Source organism: Aeromicrobium sp. CTD01-1L150, assembly GCF_041951745.1.
Taxonomy (GTDB): domain Bacteria; phylum Actinomycetota; class Actinomycetes; order Propionibacteriales; family Nocardioidaceae; genus Aeromicrobium.
Genome location: NZ_CP169555.1, coordinates 3,933,045 through 3,952,677 on the forward strand (window position 1 = coordinate 3,933,045; position 19,633 = coordinate 3,952,677).

The window sequence follows — 19,633 nt, forward strand, 5'->3', positions numbered from 1 at the left end:
GAGGCGAACCATGACCACGATCCTCACGGCTGGCGACCTGTTCGTCCGCCCCACCCACTTCGCCGACGCCGTGCGTGCCGCCGTGGCCGACCCTTCAGCGCTGAAGTTCACCGAGCTGACCTCGTCGTGGCCTCTCGAGCCGTTCGGGCCGGTGGAGAACGTCGAGGAGGCCAGCGGGGCAGTCGATGAGCTCATCGCGGCCCTTCAGGGTGTCGAGGTCGCCGTGACGCAGATGGCGCCCTTCAGCGCCCGCGTCTTCGAGGCCTGCCCGGACCTGCGATTCATCGGCGTCTGTCGTGGTGGACCGGTCAACGTCGACATCGACGCAGCCACCGAGGCGGGGGTGCTGGTCTCCAACGCGCCGGGCCGCAACGCCCAGGCCGCGGCGGAGTTCGCAGTGGGCCTCATGCTCGCGGCGTTGCGCCACGTCCCCCCGGCCGATGCCGAGCTGCGTGCGGGCACCTGGCGCGGCGACTACTACACGTGGGAGAACGCCGGTCGCGAGCTCGGGGGCGAGACGGTGGGGCTCGTGGGGCTCGGCTCGATCAGCCGGATCACCGCACGGATCCTGCAGGCCTTCGGTGCCGTGGTCATCGCGCACGACCCCTACGCCGAGCCCGAACCGGGAGTCGAGCTCGTCGATCTCGACGAGCTGCTCGTCCGCAGCGGCGTCGTCAGCCTGCACGCACGGCTCACGCCGGAGACGCACCACCTCATCAACAGCGAGCGCCTGCACCGGATGCGTCCCGGAGCTCTGCTGGTCAACACCGCCCGCGGCGGTCTGCTCGACCACAGGCCGCTGCCCGACCTGCTGGCCTCGGGCCACCTCGGCGGCCTCGCGCTCGACGTGTATGACGTCGAGCCACCGCCGGAGGACTGGCCATTGCTGAGTGCGCCGAACGTCGTCCTGTCGCCGCACCTCGCCGGCGCCACACGACAGACGGCCGAGCGGGCGACGGAGATCATCGCCGAGGAGGTGGCGCGCTTCCTCGGCGACGCCGAGTGCCGCCACACGGTCAACCCCGGCGCACGGGCCAAGGCCCGGCGGTGATCGTCGGCGTCGACGTCGGGACGTCGGTCACCAAAGCCGCACTCATCGGCCGTGACGGGCGTAGCCTCCGCACGGCGGCGCGGGACTCGACGCTGCGGCATCGCCCCGGCGGAGTGGTCGAGCAGGATCTCGATGACGTCATCGAGACAGTCGCGATCGTCGTCCGGGACGTCTGCGCCGGACTGGACGAGCCTCCTGAGGCCGTCGCGCTCACCGGGCAGGGCGACGGACTGTGGCTACGGGACGAGCACGGTGTCGCGACGCGGCCCCCGATCTCCTGGATGGACGCCCGGGCGACCGCACGGCTCGATCACTGGCGCACCGAAGGCGTGGTCGAGCGCGTGCACTCGCTCACCGGCTCGGGGATCTTCCCTGGATGCCACGCCACCCTTCTGGCCCACCTCGCCGAGCACGAGCCCGAGTCACTGGATCGCGCCGCGGTCGCAGGCTACTGCGTGGACGCGGTCCTCCAGCGCCTCACCGGCGTCATCTCCGTCGACGCGTCCGACGCCTCGCTGCCCTTCCTCGACGTGCGCCGCCGTGAGTACGTCGAGCAGGCGCTGGAGATCTGCGGACTGTCCGCGTGGCAGCACCTGCTCGCCGCCCCAGCCGAGCCGGGGACGGTGTTCGCGCTGTCGGTCGAGGGATCTGCGGTCCTGGGGCTGCCCGCAGGTGTCCCGGTGACCGCCGGACCGTACGACCTGCAGGCCTGCGGGTTCGGCTCGGGCGCCCGAGAGCTGGGGCAGGGCACGGTGGTCGTCGGCACGACGCTCAGCTGCCAGGTCCTGACCGCGGACCCGAGCGTACCGACGGACAGCGCCCCGGCAGGGATGTGGCTGTGTACTCCCGACCCGCAGACCTACCTGCGAGTCATGCCCTCGATGGTCGGGACTGCCGGCATCGCCTGGGCCCTCGGTCTGGCGGGCGCGCGGGCCGAGGACCTGGACGACGTGCTGGCCCCCACCACGATCGGTGCCGACGGCCTGCGGGCCCTGCCGTTCCTGTCCGAGTCCGGCGAGCGCGCGCCATTCGTCGACCCACGCGCCCAGGGCCAGCTGACCGGCCTGTCGCTGTCCAGCCAGCCGGCCGACGTCGTCCGCGCGGTCTGCGAGGCGGTCGCGCACGCAGCGCGCACGTGCTTCGAGACGATCGGCCTGGACGGCGAGCTCTCCGGGTGCGGCGGCGGGCTGCGCTCACGCGCACTCACCCAGCTGTTCGCCGACGTCATCGGCCGGCCCCTGCACGTGCCCCGCGAGGACCAGGTGGGAGCCCGAGGTGCGGCGGCGGTTGCTTGGGCGGCCCTCGGCTCCCCGGTCGACGCCGAGGCCTGGGCCGCCGACCGCGAGGTGGCTCATCCTCGGCCGGAGGCGACAGCCGCGTACGACGTGGGCCACGTTCGCTACCTGGAGGATCTCGAGGACGCCAGGGCGAGGTGGAATCGATGAGTGCGCCAGTGCACCTCGGCGTCGACCTCGGGACGCAGAGTGTGAAGGTCTGTGCCGTCGACGTCGACGGCACGGTGCTCGCCATGGCCACTCGGCCACTCACCAGCACCCGCGACGGCACACGCCACGAGCAGGACCCGCACGAGTGGGTCACCGAGGCGACCGCAGCCACGGCCGAGGTCGTCGAGTCGTTGGCCGATGGACGTCGAGCTGACGTGGCCGGACTGGCCGTGTGCGGCACCTCGGGCACGCTCGCGGTCGTCGACAGCCATGGCACGCCCGTGGGTCCCGCCGTGATGTATGACGACGCGACGGCTGCCACCGAGGCATCGGAGGTGTCCGCCGCCGACCCCGAACGGTGGCGGGGCCTCGGGTACCGCATCCAGCCGTCCTGGGCTGTCGCAGCGATGGTCCGAGCCGCACGCGTCGGTCTGCCGGCCGGCGCCCGGTTCGCGCACCAGCCCGACGTCGTCACCGCGGCCATGACCGGGGCGGCGACCGCCACCGACTGGAGCAGCGCGCTCAAGAGCGGCTACGACCTGCTGGAGCTGTCCTGGCCGGAGCAGACGTTCGCGGCGCTCGGCCTGCCACCTGCGCTGCTGCCCGAGGTCGTGGCACCGGGAACGGTCGTCGGCCGGGTCGGCCGGGACTGGGCCACCGCGACGGGTGTACCACCGGGTACCGCGGTCATCGCGGGCATGACCGACGGTTGCGCGTCACAGCTCGGCGCAGGGGCCCTCGGGTCCGGCGACTGGCACGCCGTCATCGGCACGACGCTCGTCCTCAAGGGGGTGACGGAGCAACCGCTGCACGACGACTCCGGAGCCGTCTACTCACATCGTTCACCCGAGCCGGGTCGGTGGTTGCCTGGTGGGGCCTCCAGCGTGGGTGCGGGGGCCCTCACGGCTCTCCTGCCGGGGTCGGACCTGACCGCCCTGTCCGACCGGGCCACCGAGGTCTGGGCCACGGGTCGCCTGCCCCGTCCGGCCTATCCGCTGACCGGGGCGGGAGAACGGTTCCCGTTCGTCCGGCCCGACGCCCACGGCTTCGCACTCCGCGACGGTCACGCCGTCGGGCTCCATGACGCGGGTGATGAGGTCACCACCTACCTCGCGGTGGTCGCGGGCGTGGCATGCGTCGAGAGACTCTGCCTCGACACCCTGCACCAAGCCGGTGCCACGACGGACGGACGCTACAGCGTCTCCGGTGGGGCCACCCGCAGCCCCCTGTGGAACCAGCTCCGCGCCGACGTGCTCGAGCGAACCCTGGTGGTGTCGCGATCGGCCGAGCCGGCGGTGGGCATGGCGATCCTCGCCGCCGCCGGGACGTCCGGGCGTCCGGTCGCCGAGCTCGCCCGCTCGATGAGCGACGTCAGTGTCGTCGTCGAACCCGATCCGGGCGGCACCGATCGAATGCTGGCGACCTACGCCACGTTGCGCGCCGAGTGGCGCGAGAGAGGGTGGATCGCGTGAGCACGACTCTGCACCTGGTCCGACACGGCGAGACCGTGTGGCACGCGGAGAACCGGTACGCCGGGTCCTCCGACGTCGCCCTGACCGATCGTGGTCACCAGCAGGCCCGGCGGCTCGCCCAGTGGGCACGGGACGAACGTCCCCGGAGCGTTCACTCCTCGACCCTCGGCCGCGCTGCGCTGACGGCGCAACCTTCCGCCGAGGCGCTCGGCCTGGACGTCACGCAGCACGACGCCCTGCGCGAGGTCGACTTCGGACGGGGCGAGGGGATGACCCGCGCCGAGATGGCCGGGACCTTCCCCGACGAGCTCGAGCGGTTCCTCGCCCGCCCCGCCGAGAACCCGCTCCCCGACGGCGAGTCAGGCCTGACCGCTCTCGACCGCGCCTGGCCGCTGCTCCTGCAGCTCGCTGCCGATGCCGAGGGCTCCGTCCTCGTGGTCATGCACTCGACGCTGCTGCGTCTGGTGCTCTGCCGCGCCCTCGACCTCGACCCGAACCGCTACCGCTCGGTGTTCCCGACGGTCCACAACGTCGCACCGACCACGGTGCGGCTGCACGACGACGGCGCTGCTCTTCTCGCCTTCAACCAGACTCTCTGAACACGGGTGACACCGGCCCGGCGCCAGGCACCAGGATCTGGGTCACAGCACGGGGCCAGCCTGCTCAAGACACCTCCTCGACGTCCTCGAGCGACTTGTCCGGGCGCAGACCCCGCCAGACGGGGTGACGCAGGTGACCATCGGACGTCCACTCCCCGAAGGTCACCTCGCCCACGCACCGTGGCGTCACCCAGTGCGCCTCGCGGGCGACGTCGGCCGGCGTCTGGACGGGGGCGGTCTTGCGCTCGAGGCGGGAGAGCCGCGTCTGCAGATCAGTCAGGGCGCGGTCGGTGAACCCCGTCCCCACGCGTCCGGCGTAGACCAGAGCCTTCCCGCTCCGCACGGCCACCAGCAGCGAGCCGATCCCGCCCGTACGTCCCCCCTTGCCGGGCCGCCACCCCACGACGACGACCTCCTGCATCCGCTGGTGCTTGAGCTTGCGCCACTGGGCGCTGCGCGTCCCCCCGCGATAACGGCTCGTCCGACGCTTGGCGACGACGCCCTCCAGTCCCAGGTCCCGGCTGGACGCCATCGCCTCGTCGAAGGAGCCGACGAACACCTCGGGGACACGAAGGACCTCCCCATCGTCGACATCGAGCGACCGCAGGGCGTCGCGACGCTGCTCATATGTGAGGTTCTTGGTTCCCTGACCGCCGATCCGCAGGACGTCGAAGGCGTACATCTGCACGGGGGTCGAGCGTTGTGCCGCGGCCACCTCGCGCGGCGTCGAGAGGCCGATCCGTCGTTGCAGCCGACCGAACGACGGTGCCCCCGACGCATCCAGGGCGACGATCTCGCCGTCGAGCACGGTGTCCTCCAGGGCGAGGTCGGCCAGTGCCTGCGCAACCTCCGGGTACGTCTCCGTGGTGTCGCGCCCGCTGCGTCCACGCAGCGCGACGGTCTCGTCGTCGCAGTAGGCGAGCACCCGCACACCGTCCCACTTCATCTCGAACGCCCAGTCGGCCGCACCGTCAGCACCGTCGTCGAGGTCCAGCGCCGTGCCGGCCGTCGCGAGCATCGGCGACTCGTCGATGACGAGAGTCCTGTCCGTCTCGCGCGCCTGGCGGGGGTGCCGGGCAGCGGACGGTGTACGAGCAACGACCGGCTCGACGGGGAGCGTCTCACCCGGGAGCTCCATGCGGTGGATGAGCCAGTTCTTGCCGGTGCGGATGAGCGCGAACTTGGCGCGACCACCCCCGCCTCCTCGACTCAGCCCTCCGTCGTCGCGTCCCGTCAGCGTGGCGATGACCTCGTCGTCGCGCCACTTCTCGGCCTCGTAGGTCCCGCTGTCCCAGATGGTCACCTCCCCGGCGCCGTACTCACCCTTGGGGATGGTGCCCTCGAACGTCCCGTACGACAAGGGATGGTCCTCGGTGGGCACGGCGAGGTGATTGGTCGCGGGGTCGGTCGGCGGCCCCTTGGGCAGCGCCCAGGAGACCAGGACCCCCTCCCGCTCGAGCCGGAAGTCCCAGTGCAGCCGGCTGGCATGGTGCTCCTGGATGACGAACGAGCGACCCCCGCCCGCTCCACCGTCCGCCGCCCCCGGCCCGGCACCCCCGCCGGGGCCGTCCGCCGCCCCCGGCCCGGCACCCCCGCCGGGGGGCGCTTCCTCGGGCACGGGCTCGGGAGTCTTGGCCGCGTCACGCTTGGAGCGGTAGAGCGTGAGGCGGTCCACCGCAGGGCCCGCGACGTCGGGGGCGTCCGCGCCGAGGGCCGCCATCGGGTCGAGGCCGTCTGCGACGCGCTCGAGCACCTCGGCGAGGGTCAGCTGACGCAGGTCGGGTGAGTCCAGCTCCTCCCACGTGCGGGGTACCGCGACCGTCGGCTGCTCCCGTCCGCGCAACGAGTACGGAGCAATGGTGGTCTTGTTGCGGTTGTTCTGGCTCCAGTCGGCCAGCACCTTGTCTCGCCGCTCGGCCTTCCTCTGCGTGCTGACCACGAGGTCGGGCAGCTCGCCCTCCAGCGCCTGCGCGAACTGCTTGGCGAAGGCGTTGACGTAGTCGGAGTCACGATCTCCGGGGAGGCCGGCGTAGAGGTGCAGGCCCTTGCTGCCGCTCGTGACCGGCACGGCCTCGAGGCCGAGGTCGTCCAGGAGCCCACGTGCCACCTGCGCCACCTCGACGCACTCGGCGAGGCCGGCACCGGGACCGGGGTCGAGGTCGAGCACGAACCGATCGGGATTCAGGTGCTGTCCCCGCGACCCCACCCGCCACTGCGGCACGTGGATCTCCAGCGCCGCCACCTGGCCGAGCCAGGCGAGCGTGGCCACGGAGTCGATGACGACGTAGCTGGTGCGGCGCGTCTTGTGCTGCAGCGACGCGCGTCGCAGCCAGGACGGGGCCGAGTCGGGCAGGTTCTTCTCGAAGAACACCTCGCCGCCGACGCCCTCCACCCAGCGCTTGCGGGTGGCCGGGCGGTCCTGCACGTGCGGCAGCATCACCTCCGCGACGGCGACGTAGTAGGAGATGACCTCCGCCTTGGTGGTGCCCGTCGCCGGATACATCACCTTGTCGAGGTTGGTCAGACGCAGGCGATGGCCGTCGATGGTGACCGTCTCGCCCGAGGAGCGGGCCATGGGTCAGGCCTTCTTGCGTGCTCTACCGTTCGACCCCTGCCCGGCGCCCCCGCCCCCCGACGCGTCCGCTCTGGAGGCGGAGCGTCGCTTCTTGCTGCGCTCGACGCTGCGCTGCAACGCCTCCATGAGGTCGACGACCTCGGCGTCCTCCCCCTCCTCGCTCTCCCCGAAGGTCTTCGAGGTGTCGAGGGTCTCGCCCTGCTCGAGCTTGGCCTCGACGAGCGTGCGCAGCTGCTCCTGGTAGTCGTCGGTGAACTCCGCGGCGTCGAAGTCCGCGGCCAGCGAGCTGACCAGCTGGGAGGCCATGTCGCGTTCCTTGGCGCTGATCCGTGGGACGGTCTCGAGGACGTCGAACTCCGCCTCGCGGATCTCGTCGTCCCACAGCATCGTCTGCAGCAGCAGCGCCTTGTCCCGCACCCGCAGCACCGCCAACCGCGTCTTCTGGCGCAACGCGAACCGGACGACGGCGCTGCGCTCGGTGTCCTCCAGCGCACGCCGCAGCAGCGTGTAGGGCTTGAGTGCCTGCTCCTCCGGCTCCAGGTAGTAGGCCTTGTCCAGCCGGATGGGATCGATCTGCTTGGCCGGCACGAACTCGACCACCTCGATCTCCTTGCTGCTCTCGGCGGGCAGCGAGGCCAGGTCCTGCGCGGTCAGCACGACGGTGTTCTCGCCGTCGTCGTACGCCTTGGTGATGTCCTCGTAGGCGACGACCTCGCCGCACACCTCGCACTTGCGTTGGTAGCGGATGCGTCCGCCGTCCTCGGCGTGCACCTGGTGCAGCGAGACGTCGTGGCTCTGGGTGGCGCTGTAGACGCGCACCGGCACGTTGACCAGCCCGAAGCTGATCGAGCCCTTCCAGATCGTTCGCATGCATCTCAGTGTTCCTCATCGGAACACGACGCGCTACGGGTTGACGACGCGGGCCCCCGCCGCAGGTGCGACGGGGGCCCGGTCGGGCGTGGCTCAGGCCTTGGGCTTGGGCTCGCTGTCCGGCTTGTGCTTGGGCTCGGCCGGCTTGTCCTCGGCCAGCTTGCCGGCGACCGGCGGCTCCTCGGTCTTCGCGGCGGCCGGCTTCTCATCCGCCTTCGGGGCGGCTGGCTTCTCAGCGGCCTTCGGGGCCGCCGGGGACGGGCTCGCAGCCGGCTTCGGCGGCTGTGGGGCCGGAGCGGGAGCCGGGTAGCTCGGCGGCGGTGGAGGCGGCGCCTGCTTGCCGCGCAGCGCGGCGACGACGGCAGCGGCAGCACCGACGAGCAGACCGAGACCGATGACCTTGCGCAGACGCTTCTTCTTCTTGGGCTTGACTTCCTCGGGCAGGTGCTCCTGCACCGAGTCAGGCAGCTTGTCGTAGGTGTCGTCGGAGAGCTCGGGCATGCGCTCCAGCAGGTCGTCGCGGACGTCGGGCCAACGGTCCTTGACCTCCTTGACACCGTTCTCCACGCGCGCTGCCACGGCCTCACGCACCTCTGGCGCACGCTCGGCAGCCTGCTGCCGCAGGTCCTCGGCCTGTTCGAGGAAGTCGTCCAGACGCTCCTCGAGCTGGTCGCGAACGGTCTTCTTCTTCCTCAGGCCCATGGGTGGCTCCTCGCTGGTGCGTCGTTGTGGTCCGATCTCGACACTACCCACATCCACCCCGGCCGCACCTCGCCCGGTCCCAGCAGTTGGACCGGCGGCTATTCATCCTCGTCCTCCGGGAACGGGGTGGAGACGAGGGCGATGAGGCACAGCGCCACGATGACCGGGATGCCGAAGGTGAGGAAGAAGTAGCTGAGCGAGTCGAACGTCTGGACGTCCACTACTCGCGGTCCCAGGACCACCGACAGGACCTGTCCCATCGCGATGCCGGAGATCGTGGTGAGCAGGATGCGACCGACCGGCGCCTCGTACTGGCGTTGCCATCCGGCCAGCAGTGCGACGACGACCGGGCAGCCGAGCAGGATCACCCACGACAGCACGCCGTGGTCGACGCGGGAGGCGAACAGCGTGCCCGTGCTGGTCGCGGCGATCAGCAGCAGCACGACGCTGCGCGCTGCGGTGCTGGACGTGAGGCGGCTGGCCAACGAGAAGCCGATCCTAGGTCGTGGACACGGGAGTCGGGCGGGCCAGCAGTCCACGACGGTCCGCCGCGACCTCGAAGACGACTGTCGCGAACGGCGGGATCCCGCAGGCGAGCGCGAGCAGACCGACCTTGAGGCTCCACCGGAAGTGCCACCAGGCCGCGGCCGCCACCGCGAGATAGACCATGAAGGCGATCCCGTGCGCCATGCCGGCCCACGGCACACCACCCTCGATACCGCTGTGGGGATCGTCCTGGACGACCCACTTGAAGAACATGGCCACCAGCAGAGCGGCCCAGGTGGCCGCCTCGACGAGGGCCACGGTCCGGAAGGCGTTTCTCACCTGCTCACCGTAGCGACGACACTCAACCGAAACATGCATGTGGTGCACTTGTCCCATGGCCTTCCTGCTGCGCGTCGAGCTGCCGGACGTCCCCGGTTCGTTGGGGTCGTTGGCGACGGCGCTCGGTTCGGCCGGAGCGGACATCGAGGCCATCGAGATCGTCGAGCACCGTGCCGACGGCGTCGCCGTCGACGACGTGCTGCTCGAGCTGCCCGGGCAGGTCCTGCCGGATGCGCTCGTCACCGCCTGCCACGAGCTGGAGGGCGTGAGCGTTCACTGGATCTCCCGCTACAACGCGGGCGCCAACCTGCGGCTCGACCTCGAGGCGGTCGAGGCCTTCGCCGCCGAGCCCGATGAGGCGCTCGAGCGCCTCATCGACGTCCTGCCGGACACGTTCCGCGTGGACTGGGCGCTGGCCCTGAGCCACGAGGACGGTCGCCCGGTGATGCTGCACGGGACCCGCAACGCGCCCGTGCTTCCCGACGATGCGGCCACGTGGCGCGCGCTCGATTCGCCGCGCACCCTGGATGCCGTCACGGGTTGGGACTCCACGGTCCTGGCCGGGACGCAGGCGAAGGACCGCGAGGGACGGGAGTTCGTCGTGGTGCTCGGACGGCACGGTGGCCCGGACTTCCTGGCCTCCGAGCTCGCCCGGCTGGGCCACATCGCGAGCCTCGCCGCCTCCGTGCAGACCTGAGTCGCGCCGCGACCGGTGCGCTCACTGCGTCGGAGTAGGCACTCAGACCTGTGGGTCGGGGGTGGGCTTGGCGTCGGTGAGGGGGGTGTGGGCGTGCTGGAAGCGTCCCAGCGCGTCGACCTCTCGCTCCAGCTCGGGGACGTGCCGCTTGAGCTGGCGACGCATGACCCTCCAGCCGACGGGGCCGTTGACGACCGCCTTGAGCACGTTGGCCAGCACGACGCCCTTGGGGACGTAGACGCGCCCCCGCCGCCGGGCGATGCCGTCGAGGATGGCCTCCACACACTCATCCAGCGTCGTGGTGGAGTTGGCCGGGTACGGGAGCTTGCCGCGGATCGCGCGGAACGTCGGGAGGTCCTCCTCGGCACCGCGCACGATGTCGGTGTCGCTCCAGGACGGGTGGCACACACCCACGCCGACGCCGAGATGGGCGACCTCCTGCTTGGTGGCCAGCGCCAACGACTCCGCCCCCGCCTTGCTCGCGTTGTAGGAGGCCAGGCCCGCGAGCGTTGTGAACGAGGCCAGTGACGCCACCACGAGCGCATAGCCGTTGGTCTGCTCCAGGTGCGGGATGGCGGCATGCAGCGTGCGGTACACGCCGTTGACGTTGATGTCGACGACGCGCGTGAACGACGGGTCGTCGATCTGTCGCACCGTGCCGTAGGAGGCGATCCCGGCGTTGGCCAGGACGTCGTCCAGGCGGCCGAAGTGTGAGGCCGCGGCGTCGATGGCCGCCGTGACCTGACGTGCGTCGCGGACGTCGGCGGTCCACCACTCGGCAGCATCACCCAGATCATCGCTGAGCTCCTGCAAGAGGTCGGGCTCCAGCCCGAGCAGCGCCACCTTCCCGCCACGGGCGACGTAGCCGCGTGCGACCCCGGCCCCGATGCCGCGCGCCGCGCCGGTGATGAGCAGGACCTTGCCGTCGAACCGTCGAGTCATACAACTCAAGATACCGTCGGTATCTGAATTGTCGAACGGCGGCAGCTCAGCCGAGCAGGGAGCGCACGAGCAGGAGGACGGCAGAGGCACCTGAGATCACGAGCACGGCCGGTCGGATGGCCTCCGGGCGCAGCGCCCGTTTGACCGGGCCGCTGAGCAGCGAACCGAGCAGCAGCACCGGCAGCAGCGCACCGGCCGCGACGATCTGGTTCTGGTGCAGGTGACCGCTCACGGCAAGGCCGATCAGGCTGATCACCGATCCGAGCAGGAAGTACACGGCCAGCGTCGTCCGGATCTGCCGGGCAGGCCGGTGCTGGTACAGCAACGCGAACGGCGGACCGCCGATCGAGCTCGCCGTGCCGGTGACGCCACCGATGAATCCGGCCACGCCGAGCGTTCGACGCGTGATCGGCAGCACGACTGTGCGCGCAGTGAGCAGGACGGCAACCAGGACGATGATCGCCACCCCGATACCCAGGCCGCGGGTCCCGACGTTGACGACGACCCACACACCGAGGACGGTTCCGGTCAGACGCGCAGGAATGCTCCAGCTCAGGCCCCACCAGTCGATGTCGGCGCGTTCGCGAGCGAGGGTCACGAACGGGAACGCCGAGGCGAGCAGGAGCATCGTTCCGGGCATCAGCTCCGGTGCGACCAGCGTGATGAAAGGGGCCGCGACGAGGCCGAGCCCGATACCGACCGCCGACTGCACGATCGAGCCGGTGAGCAACGCGAGAGCGATCACGGCGAGCGCCACGACCTCGAGTCCTCCCACGGGTACAGACTCGCAGGGCCCGTGCGGGCACCGGGATCCGGCCACATCCCCCGGAGGGTCACCGGCTCGCGGCAAGGATCGCGGCCCTACGGTGATCAGATGGACGTGCGCGCACTCGGCAGGAAGGCCGGCACCTGGTTCCCTCTCATCGTCCTCGCCGCGGGAGCGGTCGCCGTGTGGCAGCCCGACCCGTTCATCGAGCTGGCTCCTGCGGTGCCGTGGCTGCTCGCGACGATCATGCTCGGGATGGGACTGACGCTCAAGCCGTCGGACTTCGCCACCGTGGCGACGCGACCGCTGCCGCTCGCGCTCGGCGTCGTCGCGCAGTTCCTCATCATGCCGCTGATCGGCTTCGCCCTGGCCAAGACCTTCGACCTCTCCCCGGCGCTGGCCGTCGGCGTGATCCTGGTGGGTGCCGCGCCGGGCGGGACGGCCTCCAACGTCATGGTCTACCTCGCCAAGGGCGACACCGCGCTCTCGGTCTCGATGACGACGGTCTCCACCCTCCTGGCGCCACTGCTGACGCCATTGGTGGTGCTGTGGCTGGCGGGCGACTACCTGCCCGTGGACACCCGCGGACTGCTGGTATCCATCGCGCAGATCGTCCTGGTGCCGATCGCCCTCGGTGTCATGCTGCGGCTGCTGCTGCCCCGCGTCGTGGAGCGGCTCCTGGACGTCATGCCGCTCGTCTCGGTCGTCGGCATCACGCTCGTGGTGCTGGCGGTCGTGGCGGGCAGCGCGGACACGGTGCTCTCGGCCGGTCTGCTCGTGGCGGTCGTGGTGGTGCTGCACAACGGGTTCGGGCTGCTGCTCGGCTATCTCGCGGCGAGGGCCGCCGGGATGGATGAGACCGTTCGCCGCGCCGTCTCGATCGAGATCGGGATGCAGAACTCCGGGTTGGCGGCGGGCCTGGCGGCCATCCACTTCAGCCCGGCGGCCGCGCTGCCGGCGGCGCTGTTCTCGGTGTGGCACAACGTGTCCGGCTCGTTGCTGGCTGGATGGTGGTCTCGCCGCACGGTCCCCGAGGACGCCGACGCCAGCTGATGGCGAGGCAGCTGGGCACCGATCCCTACACCGTCGCGACCTCCGGGAGCGCTCCGTCCAGGAGGGCTCTCTCGTCACACTCGGCCACCAGGACGCTGCGTGGCACTCGGCCACCGAGGATCTTGCGGAGCGCGAGACCTCCGCTACCTCTCCTCGGTGGTTGAGCAGCCTCCCAGGCCAAGCCTCGGTGGTTGAGTACGATGCGAGCTCTGCGAGCGGTCATGGAGCCGTCGCACCATGGGCGTAGCCGCGACGGAGCGAAACCACCGCGTACCGCGACTGGGCAGAACTCCCGCGGTCACTGGAACCCTTCGGTGTCGGCGGGGTCTGCGTCTGGGGGCCAGGGATGCGGGTGGCACGAGTTCGGGGATGCCGTCGGGTCCGAACCTGGGGACAACTCGACTCAGGGTGCCCGTCGACGTCCCGCAGATCCGACCTGTCCGAATCGCCTCACGCGGAGAGCCACGCTCGACCCCACGCTCGGGGCCTCGAGCTGGCCCTCGCCATACCGCGTCAGGATGGCCCGGCCTCCGGCGCCATGTCCTAGGGTCGACATGTGGAGACGATCGGCACCCCACTGTGGGACCATCAGCGCCGGTTCCGGCAGGGGCTCGAGGAAGCGGCCGGGATTCTCTACGCCACCGCCGGGTCGGCCCTGCGCGCCCGCGCACTGCTGGTCGGAACGGCCGAGGACGGATCCGTTGCTGTGGAGCCCGCCACCGACCCCGCCGCGCAGGACCTCGCCGACATCGACGTCGGACCCGATGACGAGCAAGGTTTCGCACGCGCTGCGCGTCAGGCGATCCAGGAGGCGACCCCGGAACCATCAGGCGTCGTGCGCGTCGGCGAGGCGGGCAGGATCGACGGCCGGTACTCGGTCCGTCCAGTGCTGGTGTTCCCGCGCGGGCCATGGCAGGCCAAGCCGTCGCTGCGCAGCTCGTCGGCGGCCGGCCGGGAGGTGGCGTCCTCCTTCCAGGACGCACTCGCCAGCCAGCTGCTCGCGGAGGCCACCTTGGCCCTGCGCTCCCAGGAGACGCCCGTCGACTTCGGGGTCCGCGTCGACGCCGCACTGATCGACGAGACGATCCGACGCGCGGCAGCTCGTCTGACCGACAGCGCCGCAGCCTTGGTGGGCTTGGAACGTCGATCCACGCTGCACCACGCCATGGATGCCGTGGCCGCGCAGCCGTACGAGGGCCGGGCCGGGTTCGGACGGGTGGTGCTCGCGCTGCCGGAGCACCCGGAGGTGGACATGCGGATCCGCTTCGTCGAGCCCATCCCGGTCAGCAGCACGCGTCGCTTCCGCAAGGCACTGGAGGTCACCAGCGAGGTCCTGTCGCTCGTCTGCGACGGCACCAACCTCACCGGGCTGGGGGTCGTGCGTCGTCGCGACCGCTTCCACGAGCCGATCGGTTCCCCGCAGGCAGTCGCCGACCACGATCCGAGCGAGTCGATCTTCGAGCTCGACGTCCTCGGTCGCGGCGAGTGGCAGCTCAGTCACCGGTCGGCACCGCTGCTGCGCGTCACCAACACCCGGCCACTCTTCCCGGACCTCCCGCTGTCGCCCGAGACCTTCCACGCTGCCGTCGAGCAGGTGCTCCCGCACGTGTCGACGCGCGATGCCCGCGCGCTGTGGGACCTGACGGAGACCGCCTCGCGGACCGAGGGCGGCACGATCCTGGTCTTCCACCCGCACGCCGAGGCGGAGGCGCGACGGCTTGCGGCGCAGGCCCAGCTGGTGGAGGCCGAGGTGCTGGGACCACGAGCCGTCGAGGCGATCACCGGTATCGACGGTGCCGTGTTGCTGGACCCGGCCGGACGTTGCCACGCGATCGGCGTCATCCTCGACGGCGTCGCCAACGAGGCCGGCGACCCGGGCCGCGGCGCCCGCTACAACTCCGCCATCCGCTACCACGAGGGACACGGCGACGACGCACTCATCGTGGTGGTCAGCGAGGACGGGATGATCGACCTCGTGCCCGGTCCAGCCGACCGGGCCTGACCAGTCGGGTACCGGGTCGTCGCGACGATCTCGGTCTATGGCGTGACGGGCTCCCACCCGGCGTACAGGGTGATGTCCTCCGTGACCGGATCATCGAAGTCGTACTCCTCGGTCAGCTGCTCGTCGGCGTACCAGCCAGTGAACTCCCACCCTTGCTCGGACGGCGGGGCGGGCTCGCCAAATGATCCAGCGCATTCGACGGTCCTGTCGTCGATCGGCTCACCGAGTCCCCCGAGGTCGAAGGAGACCGTGAAGGGCGCACCCGTGACCTCCGAGCCGTAACCTGCCCAGATCGGTGCGGTGAACCCGCCCTCGTGCAGGGCCTCGTCGAACGCGCAGGGATACCACACCGTCGGAGCCTGGACGGGGCCGAAGGAGCCGTCCTCGCCGGCCGGGACGACGTCCGTGGGTGGGGCTCCCTGGAACACCACGTCGCGCAGTCTGTCCGTGTTGAAGGCCGAGGGGCCGATATCACCGGCAGTGTCGCCGAAGGTCACCTCCGTGAGGTCGTTGGAGGTGAAGGCGCTGTCGTCGATGTCACCGACCGAGTCGGGAAAGGTCACCTCGGTGAGCTCGTTGCTCCAGAAGGTTGCGCGGCCGAGGTTCCCGACGCTCCCGTCGAAGGTCACCTCGGTGAGCTCGTTCTCACTGAACGCGCCGCTGCCGATGTCACCGACGGTCCCGGCGAAGGTCACCCCGCTCAGCTCATTCTCACTGAACGCGCCGCTGCCGATGTCACCGACCGAGTCGGGAAAGGTCACCTCGGTCAAGCGGCTGCGGCCGAAGGCATTGCTCCCGATGTCGCCGACGGCGCCGGTGAACGTCACCTCGGCCACCCTGCCCATGGTGAACGCTTCGGCACCGATGCTGCGAACCGTCCCGGGGAACGTCACCTCGGTCAGGTGGCTGCCCTGGAAGGCGCCCTCGCCGATGGTGTCGACAACGTCGGGAAAGGTCATCTCCGTGAGACCGGTGCTGCTGAACGCCCAGTCATCGATGGTCCCGACCGCCCCGCTGAAGTACACGCGCTTCAGCCACCTGTTGTAGGAGAAGGCATCCTTGCCGATCGTGCTGATCGGGCCGTCGAACGTCACCGACGTCAGACCGGAATCCTTGAAGACCTCCTGGGCGACGCCATGGACCGGACGTGAGCTTCCATCGATCTCGACCTCATCGAGAATCACGATGTCGGTGGTGGGTGAGTCCTCCGGGTCATAGGCACTCACCGTCGCGCTCGCGTCCGGCCCCCGGGCGTCGAGGACGTACGTGATGCCGTCGATCGTGACCTCGGGGTCCTCTGCATGAGCCGGCGCCGACGTCACCAGCATTCCACCGAGAGCCAGCACACATGCCAGCACGACACGGGTCGGTGGGCGGAGCGCGCGACGAAGGTCAGCGGGGATTCCGGGGTCTCGGCGCATCGGTGCCATCCTCTCGGTTCACGCACGCAGCCTGCGCTGCGCACGCGACTCTTTCGACGGGTGTTCAGTAGTCTCGATCGCGAGAAAATCGTTCGTGTTCGTTCGTTCTTCGGGCCGCCGAGGTTGCCCTACTGGGGAGCGGACTCCCACCCGGCGTAGAGGGTCAGGTCCTCGGAGACCGGATCGTCGAAGTCGTACTCCTCGGTCAGCTGCTCGTCGACATACCAACCGGTGAACTCCCATCCGGGCTCGGTCGGCTCGCCAGGTTCGGTGACTGATCGAGCGCATTCAACGATCCCGTCACGGATCGACCCACCGATTCCCCTGAGGTCGTAGGACACCCTGAACGGCGCACCCGTCACCTCCGAGCCGTAACCTGCCCAGATCGGTGCGGTGAACCCGCCCTCGTAGAGGGCCTCGTCGAAGCCACAGCCATACGAGACCGTCACGTCCTGGATGGGGCCGAAGGAGCCGTGCTCACCGGCAGGGACGACGTCCGTGGGCGGGGCGTCCTGGAAGTTCACGTCACGCAGGTTGTTCTCGGCGAATGCGTTGCGCCCGATGTCGCCGACTGTCCCTCCGAAGCTCACCTTGTACAGGTTGTTGTGCGCGAAGGCGCTGTCACCGATGTCGCCCACACTCTCGGGGAAGGTCACCTCGGTCAGCTCGCCGTTGCTACGGAAGGCCGCGTCGTCGATGTTTGTGACGTTCCCTGCGAAGGTCAGCTTGGTCAGTTCGTTGTTGGCGAAGGCACTGTTTCCGATGTCGCCGACATCGCCTGGGAACGTCACCTCGCTCAGCTGGCCCTGGCCGAACGCTGCCGGACCGATGTCGCCGACGCTCTCGGGGAACGTCACCTCGCTCAAGGGACCCCTGGTGAAGGCATCGCGCCCGATGTCGCCGACGGCGCCTCTGAACGTCACATCGGCCACCTCGCCGTCGGCGAAGGCGGAGCTGCCGACGCGGTGAACTGTTCCGGGAAAGGTCACCTCAGTCAGCTGGTTGTCCTGGAATGCACTCTGGCCGATGGTGCCGACGACGTCGGGAAAGGCCACCTCGGCCAGCTCAGTCCTGCTGAAGGCGCTCTCGCCGATGGTGCCGATCGCACCGTTGAAGGTCACCGACGTCACGTTGGTGTCCGCAAAGGTCCACGGAGCGATGCTGGTGACCCGGTAGGTCTCACCGTCGATCTCGACCTCGCCGGGAATCTCGATGTCGGTGGTGGGTGACTGCTCCTCGTCGAACTCGGCGACCGTCGCGCCGCCCGCGAGGTCCTCGTCATCGGCCACGTAGGTGATGCCGTCGATGGTGTCCTCGACCTCGTCGGCGTGGGCCGCCAGGGTCGTCGCCATCACCCCACCGGCCGTCAGCACGGCGGCCAGGGCGCCACAGGCGATCCGGTGGAGAGCTCGGGAAGCGCCAGGACGAGCTCGAGGATCTCGGTGCATCGAAGTCAGCCTTTCGGTTCCGCAGCGTACGCACGCCGCCATGCCGAGCGACGATGCCAGCATCAACTAATGCTGTCAATGCGTTTTTATCCATTAGTTTAGGCAGAACTTGATCACCGTGGACCCGACCCCCTGAGCTCACAGGATGTCGCCAGGTGGCGACACGCTGCTCAGCTCCGGACGTGGAAACGGGCCGCTCGAGAACGACCGAGCGGCCCGTTGGGCGTGCATGCCTCAGGTGCCGAAGCCCATGGGCCAGTCCAGTGCAGGACAGCTCAGGTGGTTCCCGGCTTCCACGCGTTCTGAGTGCACTCGGCGTTCGGCGAGTCCGATGTGCACACCTGCAGGTACACGCGCTGGCCTTCGGCGAAGGACAGGTTCAGCGTCCTGGAGGTGCCGTCGCCGTTCCCGTAGTAGACGGCGGGACCGCCACTTCCGATCGTGAGCCTGGCGATCGCAGGACGACCATTGGAATGCCTGTCATTGATCTTCAGGATCTCTCCATAGGCCTGGAATGACGCAGAAACGTACTCGCCGGTCTCCAGCTTGGTCGTCGACTCCGAGATGCTGACGCCACCCTTGTCGTCGGGGTCGTCCCACTGGTCGTAGTGCGCTTCCCACGTGCCCAGAGGCTTGGGGGCGGCAGTCACGGTGCCAGCACTAGCGGTGGCGGCAGATACGGCCAGACCGACGGTTGCGACAGCAGCGACCGTCAGCGATCGCGTCGTGCGGTGGAGCATGTTTCCTCCTGTACCGAGCTGAACTGCATCGGCGACGGCTGGCCCGGTCTCAACCGCCACTCTTTCGGACACCCCCACACTGGATGCGTCCGCTTCGCCGCCGCTTTCCTATCGCTTTCCCGTGTGTTCAAACGAAAGAAGCCCCTGATCGCGTTTCCGCTGGTCAGAGGCTTCCCGTCGGCGCGTCCTAGGGATTCGAACCCCAAACCTTCTGATCCGTAGGCACTTCAGACCCATGTCAGCCTGTATCGGCTCGTGTCCCGCAGTTCTGGAATCGCAGGGCAACACACTCCTCGGCATGCTCGCTGGTCCAGTCTGGTCACGCGCCGTCTGTGAGAGATCCCGTAAGGGTTCATCACTGCCGGTAAGGCAAGTACTCGACCACGCGCGCTCGCTTCCTCCAGCCCGGACGAGGTAGGAGCAGCGGGCTCTCCCAGCACACCCCCATCTCCTCGAACGTGTCGGTGGTCCGCCGCTGTATGGCGTAACGCCCGGGGCCGAACAGGACACGTACCCGGCCGTCGATAGCGGCGTCCAAGACCTCGTCGACCTGCTCGCGGTTCGCGTCGTCGATCCACGCCCAGTCGGCGTCGAAACTGAGCAGGGCGTCGGGTTCGCCCTCATCCACACCGATGTAGACACCCAACGCGCCCTCTCGGCGAGGGGTGAGCGTGTAGATGCCGGTGTCCGGGTCATGGTCGATGCTGGAGACGTCGGAGACCTCTTCGGTCCTGCTCATGAAGTGAGCCAGCAGCGAATGTGTCACGCAGTCACCCTTGCACAGGCGAGACCCCCACAACCGGGACGTTGAACGCAGTCGTGGGGACCTCGTCGTGGTCCAGTGGGGGGTTCTGCTCACACAGAAGAAGCCCCTGATCCGGCGTTTCCGCTGGTCAGAGGCTTCTCGTCTGCGCGCCCGTAGGGATTCGAACCCCAAACCTTCTGATCCGTAGTCAGATGCTCTATCCGTTGAGCTACGGGCGCACGCCCCGAAGGGCAGGGACGATCATAGCGTGACGACGACG

General features: G+C 69.6%; 18 protein-coding genes and 1 tRNA gene. 7 read left to right on the plus strand and 12 right to left on the minus strand.

All coding sequences use genetic code 11. The annotated features are described in order from the left end of the window. Window positions 1-10 precede the first annotated feature (10 nt). Genes ACEVFP_RS19485 through ACEVFP_RS19500 form a run of 4 tightly spaced genes read left to right on the plus strand, consistent with a single transcriptional unit; the run spans window position 11 to window position 4,567 of the window. Complete coding sequence (locus tag ACEVFP_RS19485) at window positions 11-1,051, plus strand: 2-hydroxyacid dehydrogenase (protein WP_375001184.1); 1,041 nt, start codon at window positions 11-13, stop codon at window positions 1,049-1,051. Continuing rightward, entirely contained in the window at window positions 1,048-2,496 is a 1,449-nt protein-coding gene (locus ACEVFP_RS19490) for an FGGY family carbohydrate kinase (protein WP_375001185.1), read from the plus strand. Before ACEVFP_RS19485 ends, ACEVFP_RS19490 begins: the two co-directional genes overlap by 4 nt. Then, complete coding sequence (locus tag ACEVFP_RS19495) at window positions 2,493-3,968, plus strand: FGGY-family carbohydrate kinase (protein WP_375001186.1); 1,476 nt, start codon at window positions 2,493-2,495, stop codon at window positions 3,966-3,968. The genes ACEVFP_RS19490 and ACEVFP_RS19495 overlap by 4 nt, the downstream gene beginning before the upstream one ends. Beyond that, the gene (locus ACEVFP_RS19500; protein WP_375001187.1) at window positions 3,965-4,567 is read left to right on the plus strand and encodes a histidine phosphatase family protein; all 603 of its coding nucleotides are present in this window, start codon (window positions 3,965-3,967) and stop codon (window positions 4,565-4,567) included. Before ACEVFP_RS19495 ends, ACEVFP_RS19500 begins: the two co-directional genes overlap by 4 nt. 64 nt (window positions 4,568-4,631) lie before the next feature. Here ACEVFP_RS19500 and ACEVFP_RS19505 read toward each other — a convergent pair whose 3' ends face one another. The 5 genes from ACEVFP_RS19505 to ACEVFP_RS19525 form a co-directional block, all read right to left on the minus strand. After that, on the minus strand, window positions 4,632-7,142 hold the full coding sequence (locus tag ACEVFP_RS19505; protein ID WP_375001188.1) for an ATP-dependent DNA ligase: 2,511 nt from the start codon (window positions 7,140-7,142) through the stop codon (window positions 4,632-4,634). 3 nt (window positions 7,143-7,145) lie between these two features. Next, window positions 7,146-8,012, minus strand: coding sequence for a Ku protein (locus ACEVFP_RS19510; RefSeq protein WP_375001189.1), 867 nt, complete (start codon window positions 8,010-8,012; stop codon window positions 7,146-7,148). 93 nt (window positions 8,013-8,105) lie between these two features. Then, the gene (locus ACEVFP_RS19515; protein WP_375001190.1) at window positions 8,106-8,714 is read right to left on the minus strand and encodes a hypothetical protein; all 609 of its coding nucleotides are present in this window, start codon (window positions 8,712-8,714) and stop codon (window positions 8,106-8,108) included. Window positions 8,715-8,812: 98 nt separating this feature from the next. Beyond that, the gene (locus ACEVFP_RS19520; protein WP_375001191.1) at window positions 8,813-9,199 is read right to left on the minus strand and encodes a hypothetical protein; all 387 of its coding nucleotides are present in this window, start codon (window positions 9,197-9,199) and stop codon (window positions 8,813-8,815) included. Between the two features lie 13 nt (window positions 9,200-9,212). Then, the gene (locus ACEVFP_RS19525) at window positions 9,213-9,539 is read right to left on the minus strand and encodes a DUF3817 domain-containing protein (protein ID WP_375001192.1); all 327 of its coding nucleotides are present in this window, start codon (window positions 9,537-9,539) and stop codon (window positions 9,213-9,215) included. Between the two features lie 55 nt (window positions 9,540-9,594). Between ACEVFP_RS19525 and ACEVFP_RS19530 the strand changes: the two genes are divergently transcribed. Continuing rightward, window positions 9,595-10,236, plus strand: coding sequence for an amino acid-binding protein (locus ACEVFP_RS19530; RefSeq protein ID WP_375001193.1), 642 nt, complete (start codon window positions 9,595-9,597; stop codon window positions 10,234-10,236). A 42-nt stretch (window positions 10,237-10,278) separates the two neighbouring features. Here ACEVFP_RS19530 and ACEVFP_RS19535 read toward each other — a convergent pair whose 3' ends face one another. Both ACEVFP_RS19535 and ACEVFP_RS19540 read right to left on the minus strand, forming a co-directional pair. Continuing rightward, window positions 10,279-11,178 (minus strand): SDR family oxidoreductase, encoded by a 900-nt coding sequence (locus ACEVFP_RS19535; protein WP_375001194.1) that lies wholly within the window; start codon window positions 11,176-11,178, stop codon window positions 10,279-10,281. A 46-nt stretch (window positions 11,179-11,224) separates the two neighbouring features. Further along, window positions 11,225-11,953, minus strand: a complete 729-nt coding sequence (locus ACEVFP_RS19540; RefSeq protein WP_375001195.1) for a sulfite exporter TauE/SafE family protein — start codon at window positions 11,951-11,953, stop codon at window positions 11,225-11,227. Window positions 11,954-12,052: 99 nt separating this feature from the next. Between ACEVFP_RS19540 and ACEVFP_RS19545 the strand changes: the two genes are divergently transcribed. Continuing rightward, the gene (locus tag ACEVFP_RS19545) at window positions 12,053-12,997 is read left to right on the plus strand and encodes a bile acid:sodium symporter family protein (RefSeq protein WP_375001196.1); all 945 of its coding nucleotides are present in this window, start codon (window positions 12,053-12,055) and stop codon (window positions 12,995-12,997) included. Window positions 12,998-13,553: 556 nt separating this feature from the next. Beyond that, window positions 13,554-14,999, plus strand: coding sequence for a DNA integrity scanning protein DisA nucleotide-binding domain protein (locus ACEVFP_RS19550; protein ID WP_375001197.1), 1,446 nt, complete (start codon window positions 13,554-13,556; stop codon window positions 14,997-14,999). A gap of 35 nt (window positions 15,000-15,034) precedes the next feature. Here the strand turns inward: ACEVFP_RS19550 and ACEVFP_RS19555 are convergent, their stop codons facing one another. The 5 genes from ACEVFP_RS19555 to ACEVFP_RS19575 all read right to left on the minus strand — a co-directional run bounded on the left by ACEVFP_RS19555 (window position 15,035) and on the right by ACEVFP_RS19575 (window position 19,592). Further along, window positions 15,035-16,420, minus strand: a complete 1,386-nt coding sequence (locus ACEVFP_RS19555) for a leucine-rich repeat protein (protein ID WP_375001198.1) — start codon at window positions 16,418-16,420, stop codon at window positions 15,035-15,037. A gap of 128 nt (window positions 16,421-16,548) precedes the next feature. After that, window positions 16,549-17,772, minus strand: a complete 1,224-nt coding sequence (locus tag ACEVFP_RS19560; protein WP_375001199.1) for a leucine-rich repeat protein — start codon at window positions 17,770-17,772, stop codon at window positions 16,549-16,551. A gap of 371 nt (window positions 17,773-18,143) precedes the next feature. Continuing rightward, window positions 18,144-18,608 carry a hypothetical protein gene (locus ACEVFP_RS19565; protein WP_375001200.1) on the minus strand — a complete coding sequence of 155 codons (465 nt, stop codon included), beginning with the start codon at window positions 18,606-18,608 and terminating at the stop codon, window positions 18,144-18,146. A gap of 355 nt (window positions 18,609-18,963) precedes the next feature. Further along, entirely contained in the window at window positions 18,964-19,347 is a 384-nt protein-coding gene (locus ACEVFP_RS19570; RefSeq protein WP_375001201.1) for a hypothetical protein, read from the minus strand. 172 nt (window positions 19,348-19,519) lie between these two features. Further along, a tRNA-Arg gene (locus tag ACEVFP_RS19575) sits at window positions 19,520-19,592 on the minus strand. Between the last annotated feature and the right edge of the window lie 41 nt (window positions 19,593-19,633).